Source organism: Erwinia sp. AK-PDG3-5, from assembly GCF_056821705.1.
In genome coordinates this window covers 4,197,337-4,218,751 of record NZ_CM165967.1, presented here as the reverse complement: position 1 = coordinate 4,218,751, position 21,415 = coordinate 4,197,337, and the positions used below count along the sequence as shown (strand labels likewise).

The 21,415-nt window shown below is 56.8% G+C and carries 23 protein-coding genes; 15 read left to right on the top strand and 8 right to left on the bottom strand.

The window, feature by feature from the left end:
* Position 1: 1 nt before the first annotated feature.
* Positions 2-355 carry a gamma-glutamylcyclotransferase family protein gene (locus AC1UKS_RS19745; RefSeq protein ID WP_013200512.1) on the top strand — a complete coding sequence of 118 codons (354 nt, stop codon included), beginning with the start codon at positions 2-4 and terminating at the stop codon, positions 353-355.
* 62 nt (positions 356-417) lie between these two features.
* Here the strand turns inward: AC1UKS_RS19745 and ppa are convergent, their stop codons facing one another.
* Both ppa and AC1UKS_RS19735 read right to left on the bottom strand, forming a co-directional pair.
* Entirely contained in the window at positions 418-948 is a 531-nt protein-coding gene (gene ppa / locus AC1UKS_RS19740; protein WP_013200513.1) for an inorganic diphosphatase, read from the bottom strand.
* A gap of 154 nt (positions 949-1,102) precedes the next feature.
* Positions 1,103-1,504 (bottom strand): lysozyme inhibitor LprI family protein, encoded by a 402-nt coding sequence (locus tag AC1UKS_RS19735; RefSeq protein WP_482434948.1) that lies wholly within the window; start codon positions 1,502-1,504, stop codon positions 1,103-1,105.
* A 171-nt stretch (positions 1,505-1,675) separates the two neighbouring features.
* Between AC1UKS_RS19735 and AC1UKS_RS19730 the strand changes: the two genes are divergently transcribed.
* A complete protein-coding gene (locus tag AC1UKS_RS19730) occupies positions 1,676-3,238 on the top strand; it encodes a methyl-accepting chemotaxis protein (RefSeq protein WP_482434947.1) in 1,563 nt (520 codons plus the stop codon).
* 66 nt (positions 3,239-3,304) lie between these two features.
* On the opposite strand, the gene fbp is transcribed toward AC1UKS_RS19730, so the two are convergent.
* Complete coding sequence (gene fbp, locus AC1UKS_RS19725) at positions 3,305-4,303, bottom strand: class 1 fructose-bisphosphatase (protein ID WP_265911498.1); 999 nt, start codon at positions 4,301-4,303, stop codon at positions 3,305-3,307.
* Positions 4,304-4,472: 169 nt separating this feature from the next.
* On the opposite strand from fbp, the gene mpl reads away from it, so the two are divergent.
* The gene (gene mpl / locus AC1UKS_RS19720; protein WP_013200517.1) at positions 4,473-5,828 is read left to right on the top strand and encodes a UDP-N-acetylmuramate:L-alanyl-gamma-D-glutamyl-meso-diaminopimelate ligase; all 1,356 of its coding nucleotides are present in this window, start codon (positions 4,473-4,475) and stop codon (positions 5,826-5,828) included.
* A 78-nt stretch (positions 5,829-5,906) separates the two neighbouring features.
* On the opposite strand, the gene yjgA is transcribed toward mpl, so the two are convergent.
* Entirely contained in the window at positions 5,907-6,452 is a 546-nt protein-coding gene (gene yjgA / locus AC1UKS_RS19715) for a ribosome biogenesis factor YjgA (RefSeq protein WP_013200518.1), read from the bottom strand.
* A 164-nt stretch (positions 6,453-6,616) separates the two neighbouring features.
* On the opposite strand from yjgA, the gene pmbA reads away from it, so the two are divergent.
* The 12 genes from pmbA to AC1UKS_RS19655 all read left to right on the top strand — a co-directional run bounded on the left by pmbA (position 6,617) and on the right by AC1UKS_RS19655 (position 17,668).
* Complete coding sequence (pmbA, locus tag AC1UKS_RS19710; RefSeq protein ID WP_482434946.1) at positions 6,617-7,957, top strand: metalloprotease PmbA; 1,341 nt, start codon at positions 6,617-6,619, stop codon at positions 7,955-7,957.
* A gap of 110 nt (positions 7,958-8,067) precedes the next feature.
* Positions 8,068-8,451 (top strand): cytochrome b562, encoded by a 384-nt coding sequence (gene cybC / locus AC1UKS_RS19705; protein ID WP_482434945.1) that lies wholly within the window; start codon positions 8,068-8,070, stop codon positions 8,449-8,451.
* Between the two features lie 496 nt (positions 8,452-8,947).
* Positions 8,948-9,214, top strand: a complete 267-nt coding sequence (locus AC1UKS_RS19700) for a glycine dehydrogenase (RefSeq protein ID WP_482437053.1) — start codon at positions 8,948-8,950, stop codon at positions 9,212-9,214.
* 55 nt (positions 9,215-9,269) lie between these two features.
* A complete protein-coding gene (locus AC1UKS_RS19695; RefSeq protein WP_013200522.1) occupies positions 9,270-9,632 on the top strand; it encodes an SFCGS family glycine-rich protein in 363 nt (120 codons plus the stop codon).
* Positions 9,633-9,635: 3 nt separating this feature from the next.
* A complete protein-coding gene (locus AC1UKS_RS19690) occupies positions 9,636-9,932 on the top strand; it encodes a DUF4312 family protein (RefSeq protein WP_013200523.1) in 297 nt (98 codons plus the stop codon).
* A 67-nt stretch (positions 9,933-9,999) separates the two neighbouring features.
* On the top strand, positions 10,000-10,776 hold the full coding sequence (locus tag AC1UKS_RS19685) for a DUF4311 domain-containing protein (RefSeq protein WP_482434944.1): 777 nt from the start codon (positions 10,000-10,002) through the stop codon (positions 10,774-10,776).
* Positions 10,777-10,788: 12 nt separating this feature from the next.
* Positions 10,789-11,433, top strand: a complete 645-nt coding sequence (locus AC1UKS_RS19680; protein WP_482434943.1) for a DUF4310 family protein — start codon at positions 10,789-10,791, stop codon at positions 11,431-11,433.
* A gap of 76 nt (positions 11,434-11,509) precedes the next feature.
* Complete coding sequence (locus AC1UKS_RS19675; protein WP_482434942.1) at positions 11,510-12,643, top strand: amidohydrolase/deacetylase family metallohydrolase; 1,134 nt, start codon at positions 11,510-11,512, stop codon at positions 12,641-12,643.
* Positions 12,627-13,742, top strand: a complete 1,116-nt coding sequence (locus AC1UKS_RS19670) for a DgaE family pyridoxal phosphate-dependent ammonia lyase (protein ID WP_482434941.1) — start codon at positions 12,627-12,629, stop codon at positions 13,740-13,742. The genes AC1UKS_RS19675 and AC1UKS_RS19670 overlap by 17 nt, the downstream gene beginning before the upstream one ends.
* Before the next feature lie 2 nt (positions 13,743-13,744).
* Entirely contained in the window at positions 13,745-14,485 is a 741-nt protein-coding gene (gene dagF / locus AC1UKS_RS19665) for a 2-dehydro-3-deoxy-phosphogluconate aldolase (protein ID WP_482434940.1), read from the top strand.
* A gap of 66 nt (positions 14,486-14,551) precedes the next feature.
* Positions 14,552-15,697, top strand: coding sequence for a lactonase family protein (locus AC1UKS_RS19660; protein WP_265911493.1), 1,146 nt, complete (start codon positions 14,552-14,554; stop codon positions 15,695-15,697).
* 60 nt (positions 15,698-15,757) lie between these two features.
* Positions 15,758-17,668 (top strand): BglG family transcription antiterminator, encoded by a 1,911-nt coding sequence (locus AC1UKS_RS19655; protein WP_151038404.1) that lies wholly within the window; start codon positions 15,758-15,760, stop codon positions 17,666-17,668.
* 59 nt (positions 17,669-17,727) lie between these two features.
* Here AC1UKS_RS19655 and dolP read toward each other — a convergent pair whose 3' ends face one another.
* The 4 genes from dolP to AC1UKS_RS19635 are packed head-to-tail and all read right to left on the bottom strand — an operon-like array spanning position 17,728 to position 21,362.
* Positions 17,728-18,300: a division/outer membrane stress-associated lipid-binding lipoprotein gene (dolP, locus tag AC1UKS_RS19650; protein WP_013200531.1), complete on the bottom strand. Its 573-nt coding sequence runs from the start codon at positions 18,298-18,300 to the stop codon at positions 17,728-17,730.
* 10 nt (positions 18,301-18,310) lie between these two features.
* Positions 18,311-18,901: a DnaA initiator-associating protein DiaA gene (gene diaA, locus AC1UKS_RS19645; RefSeq protein WP_013200532.1), complete on the bottom strand. Its 591-nt coding sequence runs from the start codon at positions 18,899-18,901 to the stop codon at positions 18,311-18,313.
* Between the two features lie 32 nt (positions 18,902-18,933).
* Positions 18,934-19,326, bottom strand: coding sequence for a YraN family protein (locus AC1UKS_RS19640; RefSeq protein WP_265911491.1), 393 nt, complete (start codon positions 19,324-19,326; stop codon positions 18,934-18,936).
* On the bottom strand, positions 19,284-21,362 hold the full coding sequence (locus AC1UKS_RS19635; RefSeq protein ID WP_482434939.1) for a penicillin-binding protein activator: 2,079 nt from the start codon (positions 21,360-21,362) through the stop codon (positions 19,284-19,286). Before AC1UKS_RS19635 ends, AC1UKS_RS19640 begins: the two co-directional genes overlap by 43 nt.
* Between the last annotated feature and the right edge of the window lie 53 nt (positions 21,363-21,415).

Genomic DNA, 21,415 nt, shown 5'->3' with positions numbered 1-21,415 from the left:
AATGCGAATAATTGTCTACGGCACCTTAAGACGGAAGCAAGGCAACAGTCATTGGATGACCAACGGGCAGTGGCTGGGCGATCATAAGATCGACGGCTACGCGCTTTATAGTTTAGGTCTTTACCCCGGCGTTGTTGCGGGTAGCGGGCAGGTTGCCTGTGAAGTTTACCGTATCGATGCGTCCACACTGGGCGAGCTCGATGCACTCAGAACCAAAGGCGGAGAGTACAAGCGTGAGCTGGTGCAAACGCCTTACGGCAGCGCCTGGCTCTATGTGTATCAGCGTTCGATCGTCGGGAGAGAGCATATTGTCAGCGGCGACTGGCTGCAACAAAATGCACCCAAACCCACCTGAGGTTGCTGCAAATAAAAACACCGCTCAGTGAGCGGTGTTTTTTTTCGTCTTCGTCGCGAGAATTACTTCTTCGCAGCGCGCTCGAAAGAGGTCACGATTTCAGCTTTCGCTGCGGCCGCGTCGTCCCAGCCTTCAACTTTCACCCATTTGCCTTTTTCCAGCGCTTTATATTGCTCGAAGAAGTGAGTGATCTGCGCACGCAGCAGTTCTGGCAGGTCGTTCACATCTTTGATGTGATCGTATTCTTTGGTCAGTTTGCTGTGCGGAACGGCAACAACCTTGGCATCTTCGCCAGATTCGTCGGTCATTTTCAGCACGCCAACGGGACGGCAACGGATAACCGAGCCCGGCTGCAGTGGATAAGCGGTAGGGACCAGAACATCTACCGGGTCACCGTCTAAAGACAGGGTGTGGTTGATGTAACCGTAGTTGCACGGATAGAACATCGCGGTAGACATAAAGCGGTCAACGAACAGGGCGCCGGTATCTTTGTCGACTTCATATTTGATCGGATCGGCATTGGCCGGGATCTCAATAACAACATAGATATCTTCTGGCAGGTCTTTGCCCGCTGGAACCTGGGTCAAACTCATGGTCAATTCCTTCATTCAGCCTTAAACAAGTGACGCTCATTATAGCCAACTGAGTTGGAAAGTATCCCCCCTTTTTGCCCTTTAGGAATGCTCCAGTACTGGCCTTACGGCCTGTAGGGAGAATCTCCACCGCGGACGCGCGAATGGCCCCTTGTTAAGGGTTGCCGCTGTTGCCATCCGCCAACGATTTCAGCGCTAAGGCCTGGCTTTTTACCAGGCTTACGCTTTGCGCGCCCACCTGCAATGACGCCATGGTGCCGCCATCGCTCAGCCGCGCTTTGGTGGCATCCAGCCAGCTGTCCCGGTATTTCAGCCAGGCACGCTGCGCGGTGCGTAATTTGGCTTTCTGATCACTGTTTAGCGTGGCTGTCAGTTTGGCGTATTGCTGATTCATTTCACTGTCCCAGGCCTTATTCGCCGCGCTAAAACACTGCTGCATGGCCACGGTGGTAGAGGCTTTATCCAGGCATTGTTGCTGGGCGGTATCGATCGGGCTCACGTCTGCGTGGCCGTAAAACGCCATTAACAGGCCTGTAATCGCAATGGTTTTTTTCATCGGACAATTCCTTCTGTAGGGCCATAGGCAAAAATTGATCCTTATCAAGTCAGCCGCAGTCGTCAATCCTTTTCACTTCATCAACGCTAAAGATTGCCCGCGACCCTGCCGATACCTTCTTCGCTTTTTGGGTTCCTGGACTATTTGCTTTTTCGAGGGTCACACAAAATCATGCTTAGAAAAATTTCAATTCGCACTGGGTTATTAGTGTTGCTGGCGTTGATGACGCTGATGCTACTGGGCGTCAGCCTGATGGGCATCGTGGCAATAAACAAAGGGAATCGATCGCTGGAGGTGGTCAACCGCATTCAGGGTATCGAGTTAAACAGCTTATCGCTTACCAATAACAGCCTGCTTCGTGCACGCACCACGGCAGCGTTATCGGTAAGGAAGATGGAAATAGGGATGATTGATGAGGCCACCCTGGCCACTCAGCGGGTCAGTACCTATATCGACCTCTCCAGAAAAGGCTTAAAAACCTTTGTTGATGCCGGCACGGTGACCGCGCATGGCAAAAAGCTCTCCGATGAGATTGTCGCCAGTTATGACCTCTATCTGCAGCAGGGCATCATGCCGATGCTGGATGCGCTGCAAAAGCAGAACACCGACGGTTATTACACCGTTCTTGAAGAAAAGCTCACCGCGTTAAATAACAGCTTTACCAAAGCGGCCGATGCCTTCAACGTCTATGCCAATCAGGTAACGGATGCGCAGCTGGCGGAAGCCGCTCACAACCAGAAAATGCTGACCCTTTTGATCCTGTGCTGCGGTGTTCTGACGGTGATCCTGCTTTCCGTCGCCTGGCTGCTGTTGCGGGCGATCCTGCTGAAACCGCTCGAGTCCGCCATCGGGCATCTGGAATTCGTCGCCGCAGGCGATTTAACCCAGGCGCTGCCGGAAAGTGGCAACAATGAGCTGGGACGACTCAACGCGGCGCTGGCGGCGATGCAGAGCTCTCTGCAGCTCTCGGTCAGCCGGGTGCGCGATGCCAGCCTGCAAATTGACATCGGCAGTCGTGAGCTCTCCTCAGGCAATATCAACCTCTCTCAGCGCACCGAGGAGTCGGCGGCGTCGCTGGAGCAAACTGCCGCCAGCATGGAGCAGCTGACGGCGACGGTGAAGCTGAATGCCGATAACGCCAGCCAGGCGCACCAGCTGGCAAGGTCGGTTTCTGACAGCGCCGATCGTGGCAGCGAAGTGGTCAGCTACGTGATGGATAAGATGCAGGAGATCTCCAACAGCTCTAAGCGCATTGGCGATATTCTCGGTGTCATTGACGGCATCGCCTTCCAGACCAACATCCTCGCGCTGAACGCCTCTGTAGAGGCCGCACGGGCCGGAGAACAGGGCAGAGGCTTTGCCGTGGTTGCCAGCGAGGTGCGCAACCTGGCGCAGCGCAGCGCGACGGCAGCGAAAGAGATCCGCACGCTGATCGCTGAATCGCAAAGCCGGGTCAGCGAAGGCTCGGACATGGCGACCAAAGCCGGAGAGACCATGGACGAAATCGCCAGCGAAGTGATGCGGGTGACCACGCTGATGAAGGAGATTTCCAGCGCGTCTCAGGAGCAGAGTCACGGCATCGAGCAGGTGAACCAGGCGGTGACGCAGATGGATGAGGTGGCACAGCAGAATGCCGCGCTGGTCGAGCAGGCGATGGCCGCCACCCAGTCGCTGGAGGAGCAGTCGCAGCAGCTGGTGCAGTCAATGGCGGTGTTTAAGGTCAGCCCAGCCTGACGGGTCACGGGAAATAAAAAGGGCGATCGTCAGATCGCCCTTTTTTTATCTGGCTCGCAGGAGGCGTTACGCGTCCGGGAACTCGCGCAGGAAACGTTCCTGATCGTCCACCATCGCGGTATTACCAACGAAGAACGGTGAACGTTCGTGCAGGGTTTGTGGGGTCAGATCCAGAATACGGTTTTTACCGTCGCTGGCTTTACCGCCGGCCTGCTCGGCCAGGAAGGCCATCGGGTTGCACTCATACAGCAGGCGCAGCTTGCCTTTCGGGTGGCTGGCAGTGCTTGGGTAGAGGTAGATGCCGCCTTTCAGCAGGTTGCGGTGGAAATCCGCCACCAGAGAACCGATGTAACGTGAGGTATACGGACGATGCGTGGCAACGTCTTCTTCCTGACAGAACTTCAGGTATTTCTTCACGCCCTGAGGGAAACGGATGTAGTTTCCTTCGTTAATGGAGTAGGTGTAGCCCGCTTCCGGGAACTCCATTTTTTCCGCGCTAAGGCAGAATACGCCCAGTGACGGGTCGTAGGTGAAGGCGTGAACGCCACAGCCGGTGGTGTAAACCAGCATGGTGGACGAACCGTAAACCACATAACCCGCAGCAACCTGCTGGTTGCCCGGCTGCAGGAAGTCTTCTTCCGTGACTGGCGTGCCGGCTGGGGTGATACGACGGTAGATGGAGAAGATGGTGCCCACAGAGACGTTAACGTCGATGTTTGACGAGCCATCCAGCGGATCCATCAGCACCACGTACTTGCCGTTCTCGACACCTTCGAAGATCACGATCTCATCTTCTTCTTCGGAGGCGATACCGGCAACGATCCCGCGCGCTTTCAATGCTGCTTTGAGTTTTTCATTGGCAAACAGATCGAGCTTCATCTGCTGCTCGCCCTGAATGTTCTCTACGCCGGAGGCGCCGAGAATATCCACCAGACCGGCTTTGTTGATATCACGGTGGATAATCTTCGCGCCCAGTTTGATGGCTGAAATCAGCGCCGTCAGTTCACCTGTGGCGTGAGGAAAGTCGTGTTGCTTCTCGACGATGAATTCGCCTAACGTTTTCATAACACTATCCCTGAATCTGCGGTTGAACAGCAGCCTGATGAACAAACTGCCAACGTATGCGTAAGCAGTCTAGCCGATTGGACACTAAAGAACATAGGGCAAATCCGTTTCTTCCTCGCGATGAGGGCGCTACACTGTGCGCCGGACTTTCCTGTTAACGGATCATTTTATGCGTATTCATATCCTCGGTATCTGTGGCACCTTCATGGGTGGCCTGGCCGTACTGGCCCGGGCACTGGGCCATGAAGTGACGGGTTCAGATGCGAACGTTTATCCGCCGATGAGCACGCTGCTTGAAAAGCAAGGTATTGATTTAATTCAGGGTTATGATGCTTCCCAGCTCGATCCTGCGCCAGATTTAGTGATCATCGGTAATGCGATGACGCGCGGAAATGCCTGTGTTGAAGCGGTACTCGAGCGCAACATTCCTTACCTCTCAGGCCCGCAATGGCTGCATGATTTCGTGCTGCGTGACCGTTGGGTCATCGCGGTGGCCGGAACCCATGGGAAAACCACCACGGCGGGGATGGCGGCATGGATTTTACAGGCGTGCGGCCTCGAACCGGGCTTCGTGATCGGGGGCGTGCCGGGAAACTTCGATGTCTCGGCAACTTTAGGAAAAAGCCCATTCTTCGTGATTGAAGCCGACGAATATGACTGCGCCTTCTTCGACAAGCGTTCCAAATTCGTGCATTACTGCCCGCGCACGCTGATCCTCAACAACCTTGAGTTTGATCACGCGGATATTTTTGACGATCTGAAAGCGATCCAGCGTCAGTTCCACCATCTGGTGCGCATTGTTCCGGGCCAGGGCAAAATCCTGATGCCGGATCACGACGTCAACATCAAGCAGGTGATGGCGATGGGCTGCTGGAGCGAGCAGGAAACCGTCGGCGATTCCGGTCACTGGCAGGCGAAAAAGCTGACGCCGGATGCTTCCCGCTGGGAAGTCTGGCTGGACGGTGAGCGCGTGGCGGAAGTGAACTGGGCGCTGGTGGGTGAACACAACATGCATAACGGCATGATGGCGATCGCCGCCGCACGTCACGTCGGCATTAAACCGGAAGATGCCGGTCTGGCGCTGAACGACTTTATCAACGCCCGTCGCCGGCTGGAACTGCGCGGTGAAGCCAACGGCGTCAAAGTCTATGACGACTTTGCCCATCACCCCACGGCGATCCTCGCCACCATGACCGCATTACGCAGCAAGGTGGGCGGCACCGCCCGGATTCTGGCCGTACTGGAACCGCGTTCCAATACCATGAAAATGGGCATCAGCAAGGACGATCTGGCGCCGGCGCTGGCGCGTGCGGATGAAGTGTTCCTGCTGCAACCGCATCATATTCCGTGGCAGGTTTCAGAAGTGGCGGAAGCCTGCTCGCAGCCGGCACACTGGAGCCCGGACGTGGATGTGCTGGTTGAGATGATTGTGAAAGTGGCGCAGCCGGGCGACACCATTCTGGTGATGAGCAACGGTGGCTTTGGTGGCATTCATCAGAAGCTGCTGGACAGACTGGCGAAATAATCGGGCGTAACCCTGGCAGGAAAGTCTCTTGCCAGAGTTCAGAAGCGCAACAACAGGGCGGAACGGTTTCCGCCCTGTTTATTTGGCTTCGGCAAGCTCACGCAGATACTGGAAGATCTGGCGGAAGGCTTTTGGCGGTTTGTTGGCGGCTTTCTCTTTCTGCGCATTGCGGATCATCGCACGTAGCTGCTGACGGTCGGCCTCGGGATAGAGCGCCAGCACGTCCGGCACCACCTCATCACCTTCGGCAACCAGACGATCGCGCAGCACTTCCAGCTTATGGAACAGCGCAACCTGCTGGTTGTGACGGTTCTTCAGCTTATCCAGCGCCAGGCGGATCGGCTCTTCATCGCGGGAGCGCAGCATTTTACCGATCAGCTGAAGCTGACGGCGGCGCGCTTCTTTCTTGATCTTCTGAGCCAGCTCAATGGCGGTGCGCAGGTCTTCATCCAGCGGGATTTTATCCAGCGAGTTTTTGCTCAGTTCCATCAATTCTAAACCCAGGCGCTTAAGCTCCTCGGCATCACGTTTGATTTCACTTTTACTGACCCAGATAATCTCTTCGTCTTCTTCTTCTTTGTCATCTGGTACATCATCAAGCCAGTCGTCAGGCTGTTTGGTCATTGGGGGCTCCCTAAAAAAGAGGCTCATGCTATCAGGTTACGTGGCTACTGCGAAATTGTTCTCTGAGTCTGTTAGACTCAAATGAACCTTAATCACTAAAGAGTCAGGCAATCTGGCGTTTTACCCGCTCCAGAAAAGCCCTCTGTTAATTATATGGTAGGTCGATGAAATTACTCTCCCAAGTTGCAGAACAGCGTAAAACCCTCGAACAGGCGGTAGCAACAGCACTCGAACTGGCAAAAGTCAGCACCGATGGAGCGGAAGTCGCCGTGACCAAAACCACCGGCATCAGCGTCAGCACACGCTTTGGCGAAGTGGAAAACGTAGAATTCAACAGCGATGGTGCCCTCGGCATCACCGTCTATCATCAGAACCGCAAGGGCAGCGCGTCCTCTACCGATCTTAGCCCGGAGGCGATCAAACGCACCGTGCAGGCGGCCATTGATATCGCCAAATTCACCACCGCGGATCCCTTTGCCGGTCCGGCGGATCGTGAGCTGCTGGCCTTCAACGCGCCGGATCTCGATCTGTTCCATCCGACCGATCTCGATCCGGATCGGGCGATCGAACTGGCGGCCCGCGCAGAGCAGGCCGCGCTCAAGGCCGACAAGCGCATCACTAACACCGAAGGCGGCAGCTTTAACAGCCATATCGGCATGAAGGTGTTCGGTAACAGCCACGGCATGATCCAGGGATACTCCTCCAGCCGCCACTCGATCTCCAGCAGCGTGATTGCTGAAGCCAATGGCGATATGGAACGCGATTATGCCTATACCATTGGCCGGGCGATTGACGATCTGAAATCCCCGGAATGGGTCGGTGAAGAGTGCGCCCGTCGCACCCTGTCCCGTCTTTCTCCGCGCAAGCTGTCCACCATGAAAGCACCGGTGCTGTTTGCTGCGGAAGTGGCCACCGGCCTGTTTGGTCACCTTGTGGGGGCCATCAGCGGCGGCAGCGTCTACCGTAAATCGACTTTCCTGCTCGATTCAATGGGCCAGCAGATCCTGCCGGAGTGGCTGACCATTCAGGAACAGCCGCATCTGCTGAAAGGGCTGGCCTCGACGCCGTTCGACAGCGAAGGCGTGCGCACCCAGCAGCGTGACATCGTCAAAGATGGCGTGCTGCAAACCTGGCTGTTAACCAGCTACTCGGCGCGCAAACTGGGGCTGCAAAGCACCGGTCACGCCGGCGGCATCCATAACTGGCGCATCGCCGGTCAGGGCGACAGCTTCGATCAGCTGCTGAAGAAAATGGGTACCGGCCTGGTGGTCACCGAGCTGATGGGGCAGGGCGTTAGCGGCATGACCGGCGATTATTCTCGCGGTGCGGCTGGCTTCTGGGTTGAAAACGGCGAGATTCAGTATCCGGTCAGCGAAGTGACCATCGCTGGCAACCTCAAAGACATGTGGATGAACATGGTCACCGTCGGCAGCGACATTGAGCTGCGCAGCAATATCCAGTGTGGATCGGTGCTGCTGCCAGAAATGAAAATCGCCGGGCAGTAATTTCGTCATTTTTGCGTATTATTATGGGGTGGCCTTTTGGTCACCCTTTTTTGTCGTGCTTTTCCAATAAAAATTGTCTTACTTCTCATATAACAAGAAGGAATTGAGCAATGCGTAGAGCCCTATTAGCCGTGATGACCGCCTCTCTGTTGTTCTCCAGCGTATCGGCGATGGCCAGCCTGGAAGACGATATGGATACCCTGAATGCGGGTTTACATACCGTCAGTAAAACCGACGATGTCGGTGAGTTTAAAAAAGCCCTGACCAGCATGCGCGGTGCGGCGGAAAATGCAAAAACGCAAACCCCGGATAAGCTGAAAGGCAAACCCGTGGACAGTGCCGAAATCAAAGATTACCACGCGGGTCTCGACATGCTGATTGGTCAGATTGACAGCAGCATGAAACTGGCCGACGCCGGCGATCTGGCCGGTGCGAAAGCGGAAGCGAAGAAATTCACCGCCACCCGTAATGAGAACCACAAAAAGTTTCGTTAATTTCCCGGGCTCGCATGAGCCCATTTATTTTGCATTTTGAACCCCCACGTAAAAATACGCCCTTTTATCCTGCCGACATTATCCCGCAGCACGCCCGTTTCCGGCTAAATGTATGCTGAAATATCCCTGAGATAAGTTTTTCCTATATCCCCGGTGTTGTATTACGCATTTTTCGCGGCAAAAAATTACTATCAATGCATTGGCTTAGCGAATACCAGCCCTATTCTGTGACTTTCCTCTCATTTCTTTCTCTTTTATGCATGAATTAACGATTCTGTGGCACAAGCCACACCGCTCGGTGCTATTTCCACTTCGAAGTGGAAAAAGTCGGTCTACACAGTTGCCTGCCGGAGGACTAATTTGTTTGTAACGCGAATAAACCCCGTTTCAGGCCAGAGTCCGAGCGGAACATGAGGAGCAGAGAGTGAATAATGGAGCGGCATCCGTGAGCACGACCGACGACGATCACGCTATTCAGGCGCTGGCAGACAAAGTGATGGCGCAGATTGCCGACCTCTTTGCGGCAAAAGCTATCGTCCCTAACGCTGTGCAGCAGCAGATGCTGGCTTCGCATGTTAAGGCCATGGCGCTGCGCTCACTGACCGGCGAGCCGCTGCCTGAAGTGGAAGAGGAGCTGTTTGAAGATATCTCCCCGGGATCCATGGCTCTGGCGCAGCAGGTGGTCGATCTGTTTGGCAATTTGCCAAAAGAAGAGGCCTGGCTGCTCTCCGTCCACTTTGAAGTGGCGAAAGAAAACGATTAACCCCGCAGGGCCTGCCAGCCAGGTCTGGTAAAAATTCAACATTGAGGAATTCACCATGTCACAAGTCATCGTAGTAATCGGCGATCGTTTAGGTAAAGGCCAGAAAGTGGCGGCAGGCGTTGAGAAAGCGGGCGGTAAAGCCGTGGTTGTGCCTGGCGTGGCGGCAGATATGAAGCTGGGCGACGTGATGAAAGCGGAAGGCGCCTCTTTCGGCATCTCCTTCTGCGGCAGCGGCGGTGCGGGTGCGATCACCGCACAGAACAAATATGGCTACAAGGCGAAGCACGGTATGCGTTCCGTCGACGAAGGCGTTACCGCCATCAACGAGGGTGCCACCGTACTGGGCTTCGGCTTTATGGACAAAGAAGAGTTGGGCGAGCGTCTGGTTCAGGCGTGGAACAAGAAGCACGGTAGCTGATCGATGAAGGAACAATTCACTACCACGGTGAACGTCAGCGGCAAAGGCGATAGCAAAGAGCGCGCCTTTGCCGATGCGCTAAGCCGGGTTCAGAACACCGTGCTGAAATCGACCAACAAGGTTCTGCTGCGGATTGAACCAGAGGATGTGAAGGTGGTTCAGGCCCGGGAGAGTGTCAGACAGGAGAAGTTTTTGTTCTTCTTTCTGGCAAGACAACGGCGGAGTTACAGCGTCGAGCTGGATATTACCGTCAACGTAACGGTGATCGACACTGACAAAGTCAGCTTCGTTTCGCAATAAAGCACTGTCCGTAAGGGCAGCAATAACCTGATTTAAAAACGTTGGCGAAAGCCTGAAAGGAAGACTGATGTTTTTAATTATTCTCTTTAAGTCACTTATTATCGGCGGTCTTGTCGGTGTGGGCGTTGGCGCCGGAGCGGCGCGCATGTTCCACGCGCCAACAACGCAGGGGATGGGGGCATTTCGTACACTGGGTGAACTGAATTCCTGTGAAGGCGATCCTGCTTCTCACTTCTCCTTTGGCCTGGGCTTCTTCTTTAACGCCTGGGCATCGTCCGTTGCAGCCGGTTCTTTTACCCAGGACGTTGACCACCGCATCATCCCGCACTGGGGCGCGGCGGCACTGATGGTGAAAAACCGCAACGTGGCAGAAACCCTGCATGACCCGAAAAAAATGGCGATTGCCTGCGGCATCATCGGCATGATCGTCGTGGCGTTCCTCAACTCTACCGCCTCAGCGGTACCGGCCGCGCTGCAGGTGACCGCCGTAAAAGTGCTGGTACCTGCGGCTAACCTGCTGGTGAACACCGTGATGCCGGTGATCTTCTGGCTGGCGGCGATTGATGCCGGCAAAAAATCGGGCTTCTGGGCCACCATCTTCGGCGGCCTGGCGCAGCTGATCATGGGTAACTCCGTCCCTGGCCTGGTGCTCGGTATCCTGATAGGTAAAGGCGTTGAAGAAGCCGGCTGGAACAAAGTCACCAAGGTGATGATGGCGGCGATTGTGCTGCTGTTCGTGCTGAGCGGCTTCTTCCGCGGCTTTGATATGAAAGTGCTGCAGTCCTTCCAACTGGGCGTCCCAGGCTGGCTGGATATGATCCACAACTCCCTGAGCGGCAAATAAGAGGAACGGTCAATGGAAGAGTCAAAAAGCGGTTTCTGGTATGCCGACTGGTCTTTCCCGATTTTCGTCGGGTTGCTGTCAGCCGGGGTGTTTGCGGGAACGCACATGTACTACACCTATGGCCTGGGCGCGTTTAACGAAGTGGCCTTCGTTTCAATGCTGCGTTCCGGCATGGAAACCGGCGTGTATGGCGCGGTAGCGGCCTTCGGTGCCAGCTTCCTGTTTGCCCGCATCATTGAAGGTTCGCTGGTCGGGATCCTCGACATCGGCGGTGCCATCCAGACCGGCGTCGGCCTCGGCGTGCCGGCGCTGCTGTTGGGTGCCGGGTTCGTCTATCCGGTCGCCAACTTTGCCGCCTCGCTGGTGACAGGCCTGGTGATTGGCGTGGCGATTGGCTACCTGATCATCCTTGCGCGTAAGTTCACCATCAACAACAGCGACTCCACTTACGGTGCCGACGTGATGATGGGCGCGGGTAACTCCTCAGGTCGTTTCCTTGGGCCGCTGATCATCCTGTCGGCAATGACCGCATCGATTCCAATCGGTCTGGGTTCGCTGGTAGGCGCGCTGTTGTTCTATCTCTGGAACAAACCGATTACCGGTGGCGCGATCCTCGGCGCCATGCTGCTGGGTGCGATTTTCCCGGTCGCGCTCTGATGTAACGGCGGTTTATCCACCTCGGGTAAACCGCTTAATCGGATGTCATCCCATCCGGTGCAAGAAGGAGTTTGTTATGTATGACCTGATTATTCGCCGTGCACGCCTTGCCGATGGCAGCGTGACGGATATCGCCCTGCAGGACGGCAAAATCGCCGCGCTGGGGGAGGTGACGGGCACGGCCACTGCCGAGCGCGATCTGGCCGGACGTTACTGGCTGAGCGCAGGCTGGATTGATTCCCACGTTCACTGCTACCCGAAATCCCCGATTTATCATGACGAAGCGGACCGCATTGGCGTTGATACCGGCGTCACCACCGTCGTCGATGCCGGCAGCACCGGCGCTGACGATGTCGACGAATTTTACCGCCTGACCCGCAACGCCAGTACCCAGGTGTATGCCTTGCTGAACATTGCCCGCACCGGGATTGTGACGCAAAACGAACTGGCCGATATGACTCAGATTGATAAGGTTGGCGTGCGCGATGCGGTGCAGCGTCTGCCGGCTTTCATCATCGGTATCAAGGCGCGTATGAGCAGCAGCGTGGTCGGTGCCAACGGCATCAAACCCTTGCTCCGCGCCAAAGAGATCCAGCATGAGATTGGCGAACTGCCGCTGATGGTGCACATCGGCAACAATCCGCCCGATCTGGATGAAATCGCCGATCTGCTGACCCGTGGCGACATCATCACCCACTGCTACAACGGCAAGCCAAACCGCATCCTGACCCCGGCAGGCGAGCTGCGTGCGTCGGTCAGCCGCGCCATCCAACGCGGCGTGCGTCTGGATGTCGGTCATGGCAGCGCCAGCTTCAGCTTTGACGTGGCCCGCGTGGCGATTGCGCAGGGCATTTTGCCGCACAGCATCAGCTCCGATATCTATTGCCGCAACCGCCTGAACGGCCCGGTGTATACGCTAGCCCACGTGATGTCCAAATTCTTTAATGTTGGCATGACCCTGCCGCAGATTATCGACTGTGTGACCGTTAACGCAGCGGAAGGCCTGTGTCTGCACAGTAAAGGCCGGCTGGACGTGGGAAGGGATGCCGACCTGACTATTTTTGACGTCAAAGAGGAAACTTGCCTGTTTACCGACTCCGAAGGGCAGTCCGTTTCGGGTGAGAAGCAGCTGGTCCCGCTGGCCGCCGTGGTTGGCGGTCAGTGGTTCATTACCGACGAAGGGAAAAAGAATCATGTCTTCGATTTATGAAAAATACGGCTTAAAGCAGGTCATTAACGCCTCTGGCCGCATGACTATTCTCGGGGTGTCTACGCCCAGTGCCGACGTGGCTGAGACGGTCAACTATGGCCTGAATCACTATTTCGAAATGAAAGACCTGGTGAACAAAACCGGGGCTTACATTGCCAACCTGCTCGGCTGTGAAGATGCCGTGGTGGTCTCCTGCGCCTCTGCGGGTATCGCGCAGTCGGTGGCGGCAGTGATTGTGAAAGACGACGACTGGCTGCTGGAAAACCTGCACGCCACGCCGCTGATTGTGCCGCACGACATCGTGGTGCCGAAGGGCCATAACGTCAATTTCGGTGCGCCGGTGGGCACCATGGTGGCGATGGGCGGTGGACGCCTGGTGGAAGCAGGCTGGGCGAACGAATGCTCCGCCGATCAGCTTTCTGCGGCGATCACGCCACAGACCGCGGCCATTATGTATATCAAGTCTCACCATTGCGTGCAGAAGAGCCATCTGAGCGTTGAGCAGGCCGCCGTCGTCGCCCGTAAACACGGGGTCCCGCTGATTGTGGATGCCGCCGCCGAAGAAGATTTGCAGTGCTACTACCAGTACGGTGCCGATCTGGTGATTTACAGCGGTGCGAAAGCGATTGAAGGGCCAACCAGCGGGCTGGTGATGGGTCGTAAGCAGTACGTTGAGTGGGTTAAACGCCAGTCGATGGGGATCGGCCGCGCGATGAAGGTCGGCAAAGAGGGCATTCTTGGCCTGACCCAGGCGATTGAAAACTATCTGGTCAACGAGAAAGTCTCGGGTGCGCAGATGGTGGAAAAAATGACGCCGTTTATCAACAGCCTGAACTCGCTGAAGGGCATCACTTCGCGCGTGGTCTGGGATGCGGCGGGCCGTGATATCGCCCGTACCGAAATTCATTTCGATGAGGGGGTGATTGGCCACACCACCGGCGAGCTGGTGCAGGCGCTGAAAACCGGCGTCATCGCCATCTACTTCCGCGGCTATAAGGCCAACGAAGGCATCGTCGAAGTGGATGTGCGCAGCGTCTCGCCAGAGCAGCTCAATACCATTTATCTGTGCATTAAAGCCCTATTAGCAGGAGAGAAATAAGCATGACGCTGACCCCGAAATTTTATAAAGACCGCGTGTGTCTCAACGTGCTGGCCGGTTCGAAAGAGAATGCCCGCGCGATCTGGCAGGCGGCGGAAGGCCATGTGCTGGTGGGCGTACTGTCCAAAAACTACGACAGCGTGGCCAGCGCGGTAAGCGATATGCGTGAGTACGCGGCGCTGATCGATAACGCGCTGTCGGTGGGTCTGGGTGCCGGCGATCCGAACCAGTCGGCGATGGTCAGTGCCATCTCCGCTGAGATCCAACCGCAGCATGTGAACCAGGTGTTCACCGGAGCCGCCACCAGCCGCGCCTTGCTGGGACAGGATCAGACCGTGGTCAACGCGCTGATCTCGCCAACTGGCAAGGTCGGCCTGGTCAAAATCTCCACCGGCCCGCTGAGTTCCAAAGCCGCCGATGCGATTGTCCCGGTAGAAACCGCCATCGCCCTGCTGAAAGACATGGGTGCCAGCTCGGTAAAATACTTCCCGATGGGCGGCCTGAAATCGATCGACGAATTCAAGGCGGTTGCTAAAGCCTGTGCAGAACAGGATTTCTGGCTGGAGCCGACCGGCGGCATCGATCTGGAGAACTACGAAGCGATCCTGCAGATCGCGCTGGATGCTGGCGTGCCGAAGATCATTCCGCATATTTACAGCTCAATCATCGATAAAGAGAGCGGTAATACCCGTCCGGCCGATGTCAGCACGCTGCTGGCGATGACCAAAAAGTTGGTCGGTTAAGTGCTCACGGCGGGCGTTCTGCCCGCCGCTTCTGTAGTCCCCTGACATTTCTTTGCGAGGAACACCATGCGTAACTGGTCTTTGATCTCTGCCGTGTCTGTCGCGTTGATGGCGACGGTTCCCCTGGTGGCACAGGCGCAGTTTGCCTGGGTCGGCACCTATAATCCCAATGGTGAAGGCCTTTACCGCTTCCAGGTTAACCCGGCCGACGGCGCGCTGAGTGGCAAAACGCTGGTCAGCCAGCTAGCCAATCCGGCGCAGCTGACGGCGGATGCCAAAGGCAAGACGCTGTATGTTGCCAGCGAGAGCGAGAAGGGCGTGGTGGTGGCGTATGCCATTGCCGCAGATGGCAGTCTGAGCAAGCTGAATGAAGTCAGTACCCATGGCGCCGGGCCGGTTTACCTGTCGCTGACGCCGGACGGTAAATTCCTGCTGGTCGCCAACTACGTCAGCGGCAGCAAAGCGGTGCTGCCGGTGCTGGCCGATGGTCGCCTGTCGGAGGCCAGCGACACGCAGCAGGATCAGGGACCGGCCGGCGCCGCCAAACCGGCAGCCGCCGTTGAGGGCAGCTTTGCGGTCAGCGATCATAACGGCCCGCATGCGCATATGATCGCCACCGATCTGAGCGGCAAATTTGTCTTCTCCACCGATCTGGGACTGGATCGTATCTATCAGTACCGACTCAGTGCCGACGGCAAGCTGCAGCCGAATACGCCGGCCTGGATCCCGGCATCGTCGGCCGGTGCCGGACCCCGCCACTTTGTCTTCCATCCCGACGGCCATTCGGTTTATTTGATCAACGAAGAAGCCTCGACGCTGACTCACTATCTGCTGAACCGCAAAACGGGTACGCTTAGCGAAGCGGCGACCGTCCCGGCGCTGCCTGCGGGCTACAAAGGCACCAGCTTTGCCGCTGGCCTTGTGATCGATAAGGCCGGGAAAAATCTCTATGTCGCCAATCGCCTGCATAACAGCATTGCGCATTTCGCCATTGAGGCCAACGGCACGCTGACGCAGAAGGACGATGTCTGGACGCGCGGCGATTACACGCGCACCTTGACGCTGTCACCAGATGGTAAGACTCTGTATGCCATGAATCAGCGCAGCGATAACATCACCCGTTTCAAGGTGGATCCCGCGAATGGCGCCCTGTCGTTTACCAACGACTACACCGCGGTTGGGGCACCGTCTCAACTGGTGTTAACGCCGTAATTATTCAGGGGCCGACGCTGTTCGGCCCTCTCCTTCCGCCCCGCAATCACAGGATAAAGTGTGAGATTCCCAAACCAACGCCTGGCCCAACTGTTCGATCTGCTTCAAAACGAGACGTTGCCTCAGGATGAACTGGCGCGACGTTTTGACGTTTCCACCCGCACCGTCCGCACCGATATCACCACCCTGAATGAGCTGCTGGCCGATCATGGCGTCCGTCTGGTGTTAAACCGGGGCGAGGGCTATCAGCTGAAAGTGGATGATGAGGCGCTTTACCGCCAGCTGCAGGATCAGTCACCGTCACATCTCCGCGTGCCGCGCACCTCCGCCGCCCGCGTGCACTATCTGTTAACCCGTTTTCTCACTTCAGCTTTTTCCCTGAAGCTGGAAGATCTGGCTGATGAGTGGTTTGTCAGCCGCGCCACGCTGCAAAGTGATATGGCTGAAGTGAGAGAGTGGCTGGGGCGTTACCAGCTGGCGATTGAAACCAAGCCGCGTTACGGCATGAAGCTGTTTGGCAGCGAAGTGGCGATGCGCACCTGCCTGACCGATCTGCTGTATAAAATCGCCCAGGAAGACAGCGAAGATCCGCTATTGAATCTGGAAGCGCTGAACAGCGGCATGTTAGGCACGCTTCAGCCGTTGCTGCATCAGTGCTTCAGCCGCTTCCATATTCGCATGACCGATGACAGCGAGTTCTATCTGCGGCTGTATTGCGCGGTCGCGGTCAGGCGTATCAGCGAAGGCTATCCGCTGTCTGACTTCAGCGCGGAAGACGTCGATGAAGACGTGCGCGATGCGGCGCGGCACATCATCAACCTGATGCGGCCAATCACCGGCAAGGCTATCTCGCCGTCGGAAGAGGCCTATCTGCGGGTGAATATCGCGGCACGGCGCGTCGAGGAGATTGCGCCCAGCGCCATCAGCCCGGACGATGGTGAAGCGCTGGTGGATTACATCCTCAGCTACATCAACAGCCACTACAATTTCAACCTGCAGAACGATCCCCAACTCCGCGCTGACCTGCTGACGCACATCAAAACCATGATCACCCGCGTTCGCTATCAGATAAATATTCCCAATCCGCTACTGGCCAATATCAAACAGCACTACCCGATGGCGTATGACGTCACGCTGGCTGCGGTCTCCAGCTGGGGCAAGTACACCCCTTATGTGATCAGCGAAAACGAGATTGGCTTCCTGGTGCTGCATATTGGCGTCGGTCTGGAGCGGCATTACAACGTCGGCTATCAGCGGCATCCGCAGATCCTGCTGGTTTGCGACACCGGCAATTCGACGGTGCGGATGATCCAGGCGATGCTGACGCGCAAATACCCGCAAATCGTCCTCAGTCATATCGTCTCGCTGCGGGAGTACGAGCAGAAGCAGAGCATCGAGGAAGATTTTGTCATTTCTACCGCGCGGCTGACCGAGAAAGATAAGCCGGTGGTGGTGATGTCGCCGTTCCCGACGGAATACCAGCTGGAGCAGATTGGTAAGCTGGTGCTGGTGGATCGCACCCGGCCTTATATGCTGGAAAAATACTTCGATGCCAGCCACTTCCGCATCATCGACCAGCCGATGACCCAGGCCGAACTGTTCCAGACCCTGTGCCAACAGCTGGAGCAGGAAGGGGTGGTCGACAGCGATTTCTGGCCGTCGGTGGAAGAGCGTGAAGCGATCGTCAGCACCATGCTGGGCGAGGGCATCGCGCTGCCGCACTCCCTTGGCCTGCTGGCGAAGAAAACCGTGGTGTACACCGTGCTGGCCCCACAGGGCATTGCCTGGGGAGAAGAGACCGCCCACGTCATTTTCCTGCTGGCGATCAGCAAAACGGAATACGAAGAGGCGATGGCGATCTACGATCTGTTCGTCACTTTTATGCGCGAAAGGGCGATGACCCGGCTGCGGGACAGTGGCGATTTTGCCAGTTTTAAAGCAGTGGCGATGGACTGTTTAAGTCGGTTGTAGCGGCAAGGACGGCAGGAATAAAGTCCGCCCGTGCAGAGGGTTGCACGGGCGGTTAGCGTTTACTTCAGAATAGTAAAGGCGGTGGTGACGTGCTTCACCCCGCTCACCCGGCTGGCAATATCAGCCGCGCTTTTCGCTTCAGTATCGGTCACCAGACCCAGCAGGAACACTTCGCCGTTCTCGGTGGTCACCTTCACATTGGACGATTTCACCTGGTCGCTGGACAGCAACTGCGAACGCACCTTGGTGGTGATCCAGGTATCGGAAGAGGCGGTGCCGAAACTGGCTTTGTCGCCGGTACGGATTTCGTTATACACCTCATTCGCACCGTCGACACCCATGGTGATCTGCTTCGCACGGCTGGCGATATCCGCCGTTGGCGACTGGCCGGTCAGCAGGACTTTGCCCTGATAGGCGGTGGCGACGATATGGGCGTCATTTTTAATCTGCTGGTCTTTGCCAAGCGCATTGCTGACGCGCAGCTCGAGCGTGCTGTCGTCTACCTGAGTCCCAACGGTACGTGGGTCAGTGGCGGATTTGGTCGCTACCGCTGCACTGCCAATCACCGCAGCCACACAGCCCTGTAACATCAGCGCGGTCAGTACCACGGCCAGAGTTGGTAATACCTTCATTTAAGCTCCTTTAAACGTCCTGGTGGGGAAACAAGGTGTTATCGATTAAATCGCACAGGCAATTCACGGTTAACATGTGCATTTCCTGAATCCTCGCGCTTCGGTGCGAGGGGATGCGAATTTCCACATCCTGTGGTCCCAGTAAACCGGCGAGCTCGCCGCCGTCATAACCGGTAAGCGCGATGATGGTCATGTCGCGCGTTACCGCTGCTTCTACGGCCTTCACAATATCACGGCTGTTGCCGCGGGTTGAGATGGCCAGCAGAATGTCACCCGCCTGGCCCAACGCCCGGACCTGTTTGGCGTAAATCTCTTCGTGCAGACGATCGTTACCGATGGCCGTCAGCAGCACGTTATCCGCACTCAGCGCGATCGCCGGCAGGCTTGGCCGCTCCGTTTCATAACGGTTGATCATGCTGGCGGCAAAATGCTGGGCATTGGCGCTTGAGGTTCCATTGCCACAGCTCAGAATTTTGTTGCCGTTCAACAGCGACTGAACCATGGTCATCGCTGCATTGGAGATGGCATCCGGAAGCGCTTCTGCCGCGGCAATCTGCGTCTGAATACTTTCGGTAAAACATACTTTTATTCTTTCCAGCACTTCATTCACCTGGTCAGTCGTTGGTGGAGTGTTTACTCCGCCGAAAAGGCATTGGGTAACCAGTCAACCTGGGTGCCGGTTATCGCAATCACATCAAAACGGCAGTCTGCGCTATCCAGGCTGCTGTTGCGTCCCCGAAGCCACACCGCTGCGGCGCGCAGCAGCTTGCGCTGCTTGCTGCGGGTCACGCTGGCGGCGGCGCCACCAAACAGATCGCTACGACGATACCGCACCTCGACAAACACCCACGTCAGCCGGTCGCGCATAATCAGGTCAATTTCCCCGACGCGATAGCGGACGTTGGCCGCCACAAAGGTTAACCCTGCGTGCTCCAGCAGGCGGCGGGCATGAAGCTCATAGCCCGCCCCCGTTTGCTGGCGACTCAGTTTGCCGGAACGATTTGCCCCTGGCGATACTGGTTCCATGTCAACTTCCTGTTGATAACACAGTCCTGAGTTGCGCTCAGGTTGCCGGTTTCCCCTTTCACCTGGAAGCCCGGCAGCTGGCGCATTTCGTTAAAGTGGTTTGCCAGTGTCCAGGCATCCACGCCCATGGCATACAAACGAACCAACGAGTAATCGTTGTTGAAGTTTTTAGCGGCCTGCTGCAGCAGGGCCGGGTTTGAACCGGACAGCAGCGGCGCATCGCTGAACTGCAGACCTTCCATCTCCAGACGGTAGTCCGGGCCGGAACCGGCCTGGAAGCTGCGGGAGCTGGCATACATCTGCACCATGCTGCGACTGCTGACGCGCATAGAGATCATCGGTTTGATCAGCGCCATTTCACCTTCGGTGGCCACAATGTAGACCGCGTCGACGCTGCCGCCATTGCCCGACGTTGCCGCCACTGGCTCGGGCTGCGTCGGAGCCGGAATGGTCAGCCCGGCAATGGTCACACCCTGCGGCTGAGCCGGTTCGGTGGTGACTGGCGTGCCGGTCAGTTGCAGGCCCGCACCGCTGTTGATGCCCTGCTTCAGCTCACCGGTCGAGCCAAACTGCTGTTGCAGTACGGTGCTGCCGCCCAGCTTCTGCCATTCGGTGGCGAACGCCTTGCTGACACGGTCACCCAGCGAGCTGCGTGGCACCATCAGCAGTGGCGAGCGCTTGCCCTGATCCCACATATGATGAGCGGCATCACGGGCTTCGTCTTCAGGAGAAAGCGCAAAGTAGCAAAGATTCGGATGGTTCTGTACCGTCTCCGGTTCGTTCAGCGCAAGGATATTCAGCGGGGTTTGCAGTGAAGAGAGCTTCTCGACGTTGCTTTTGATCAACGGGCCGACCACCAGCGTGGCGCCATCTTTCTGTGCCTGCGCCAGCACCTGGTCAATCGGCTGGGTGCTGGTGTCATACACCTGTACCTGGGATGAGCTGGACGGTGGCGCGGTTTGCGCGACGTTGCCGGACTGGGCAGCAGGCTGCGCCTGAGCGGCATGGGCGTCTGGCGTCGCGCTGGCGTTCTGATTGGCTTCCACTGGCGCGGCGGATGGGCTGACCGCTGCGGCCGGATCGGCTGGATTGGTCGCCGCCGCCGGCTGTGCGCTGCCATCGGCGGCTGGTGTGCTGGCCGTGGCAGGTGCCGGGGCGGCCGCCTGGGTCAGCACGCCGTTTTTCGCGTCGTTAAAGCCTTTCTGAATGGCGTTGGCAAAGATCTGCGCCTGTCCGCTTAATGGCAGCAGCAGGGCAATTTTACCGGTGGTCGACTGCTGGAAATTCTGCACCTGGCTCAATGCCGTTGGCAGCATTTTGGCCGCCGGGTTAACCGGGTAGCGGGTCTGCCAGTCCTGCAGACCGGCTTTCAGCATGTCGGGATCGTTGCTGTTGGCCTTATACACGCTCAGCAAATCCAGCCAGCCTTGCAGCGTATTCTCGTCAGCGTTGATCACCATGTTGCTGACCTGAGCAGGCGACATCTGGACCAGCGTCTGCCAGGTGGCATCTATGTTCTTTTGTTTGTCGGCCGGATTGGTCAACAACGGCTCTTGCGCGATGTATGCACGCAACACGTCCAGCGAAGGACGACCCTGGTTCGCGGCAATCTGCAGCTGGTAGTAACGGGCCTGCTGCTCTTTCGATAACGCGCTAACATCAACCTGTTTTAACAGGCCCGCCGCGCCATTCACGTCCTGCTGAGTCAGCTTAACCTGCGCCTGTAACAGCAGCGCTTCCTGACGTTGGGTATCGTTTAACGTCTGCGGCAGACTGGAAAGCTGGTCGTTGGCCTGAGGGAACTTCCCTTCGTTGAGCAGCGCTTTGATTGCGAGTAATTGCCAGTCAACCTTGTTATCATCTGAACTTTGCTGCATTTGCTGCAGATAATAGTCAGAGGTGCCTGTAGCTGCGCCTTGCACATTCGCCTCTGGCGTTTGCGGACCCTGGCTTGAACACCCCGCAAAGAACAGGGCGGCCAGAAGAACAGGCATGCAGCGTCCTGCTTTGTTATGAATGACTTTCGAAGGAAGCATACTGTATCCAGTGATGTTTTTTTCAAGATGCTCAATATTAAATCGGCAATTCG

What these genes read in the sequence shown, in the direction of transcription:
- AC1UKS_RS19700 (WP_482437053.1), top strand. Translation starts at nt 8,948, where the DNA reads ATGGCGCAGATTGCCGACCTCTTTGCGGCAAAAGCTATCGTCCCTAAC.
- yjgA (WP_013200518.1), bottom strand. Translation starts at nt 6,452, where the DNA reads ATGACCAAACAGCCTGACGACTGGCTTGATGATGTACCAGATGACAAA.
- ppa (WP_013200513.1), bottom strand. Translation starts at nt 948, where the DNA reads ATGAGTTTGACCCAGGTTCCAGCGGGCAAAGACCTGCCAGAAGATATC.
- AC1UKS_RS19640 (WP_265911491.1), bottom strand. Translation starts at nt 19,326, where the DNA reads ATGGAACCAGTATCGCCAGGGGCAAATCGTTCCGGCAAACTGAGTCGC.
- dagF (WP_482434940.1), top strand. Translation starts at nt 13,745, where the DNA reads ATGACGCTGACCCCGAAATTTTATAAAGACCGCGTGTGTCTCAACGTG.
- fbp (WP_265911498.1), bottom strand. Translation starts at nt 4,303, where the DNA reads ATGAAAACGTTAGGCGAATTCATCGTCGAGAAGCAACACGACTTTCCT.
- dolP (WP_013200531.1), bottom strand. Translation starts at nt 18,300, where the DNA reads ATGAAGGTATTACCAACTCTGGCCGTGGTACTGACCGCGCTGATGTTA.
- AC1UKS_RS19695 (WP_013200522.1), top strand. Translation starts at nt 9,270, where the DNA reads ATGTCACAAGTCATCGTAGTAATCGGCGATCGTTTAGGTAAAGGCCAG.
- AC1UKS_RS19660 (WP_265911493.1), top strand. Translation starts at nt 14,552, where the DNA reads ATGCGTAACTGGTCTTTGATCTCTGCCGTGTCTGTCGCGTTGATGGCG.
- cybC (WP_482434945.1), top strand. Translation starts at nt 8,068, where the DNA reads ATGCGTAGAGCCCTATTAGCCGTGATGACCGCCTCTCTGTTGTTCTCC.
- AC1UKS_RS19685 (WP_482434944.1), top strand. Translation starts at nt 10,000, where the DNA reads ATGTTTTTAATTATTCTCTTTAAGTCACTTATTATCGGCGGTCTTGTC.
- AC1UKS_RS19635 (WP_482434939.1), bottom strand. Translation starts at nt 21,362, where the DNA reads ATGCTTCCTTCGAAAGTCATTCATAACAAAGCAGGACGCTGCATGCCT.
- AC1UKS_RS19730 (WP_482434947.1), top strand. Translation starts at nt 1,676, where the DNA reads ATGCTTAGAAAAATTTCAATTCGCACTGGGTTATTAGTGTTGCTGGCG.
- pmbA (WP_482434946.1), top strand. Translation starts at nt 6,617, where the DNA reads ATGAAATTACTCTCCCAAGTTGCAGAACAGCGTAAAACCCTCGAACAG.
- mpl (WP_013200517.1), top strand. Translation starts at nt 4,473, where the DNA reads ATGCGTATTCATATCCTCGGTATCTGTGGCACCTTCATGGGTGGCCTG.
- AC1UKS_RS19735 (WP_482434948.1), bottom strand. Translation starts at nt 1,504, where the DNA reads ATGAAAAAAACCATTGCGATTACAGGCCTGTTAATGGCGTTTTACGGC.
- AC1UKS_RS19680 (WP_482434943.1), top strand. Translation starts at nt 10,789, where the DNA reads ATGGAAGAGTCAAAAAGCGGTTTCTGGTATGCCGACTGGTCTTTCCCG.
- AC1UKS_RS19670 (WP_482434941.1), top strand. Translation starts at nt 12,627, where the DNA reads ATGTCTTCGATTTATGAAAAATACGGCTTAAAGCAGGTCATTAACGCC.
- AC1UKS_RS19690 (WP_013200523.1), top strand. Translation starts at nt 9,636, where the DNA reads ATGAAGGAACAATTCACTACCACGGTGAACGTCAGCGGCAAAGGCGAT.
- AC1UKS_RS19745 (WP_013200512.1), top strand. Translation starts at nt 2, where the DNA reads ATGCGAATAATTGTCTACGGCACCTTAAGACGGAAGCAAGGCAACAGT.
- AC1UKS_RS19675 (WP_482434942.1), top strand. Translation starts at nt 11,510, where the DNA reads ATGTATGACCTGATTATTCGCCGTGCACGCCTTGCCGATGGCAGCGTG.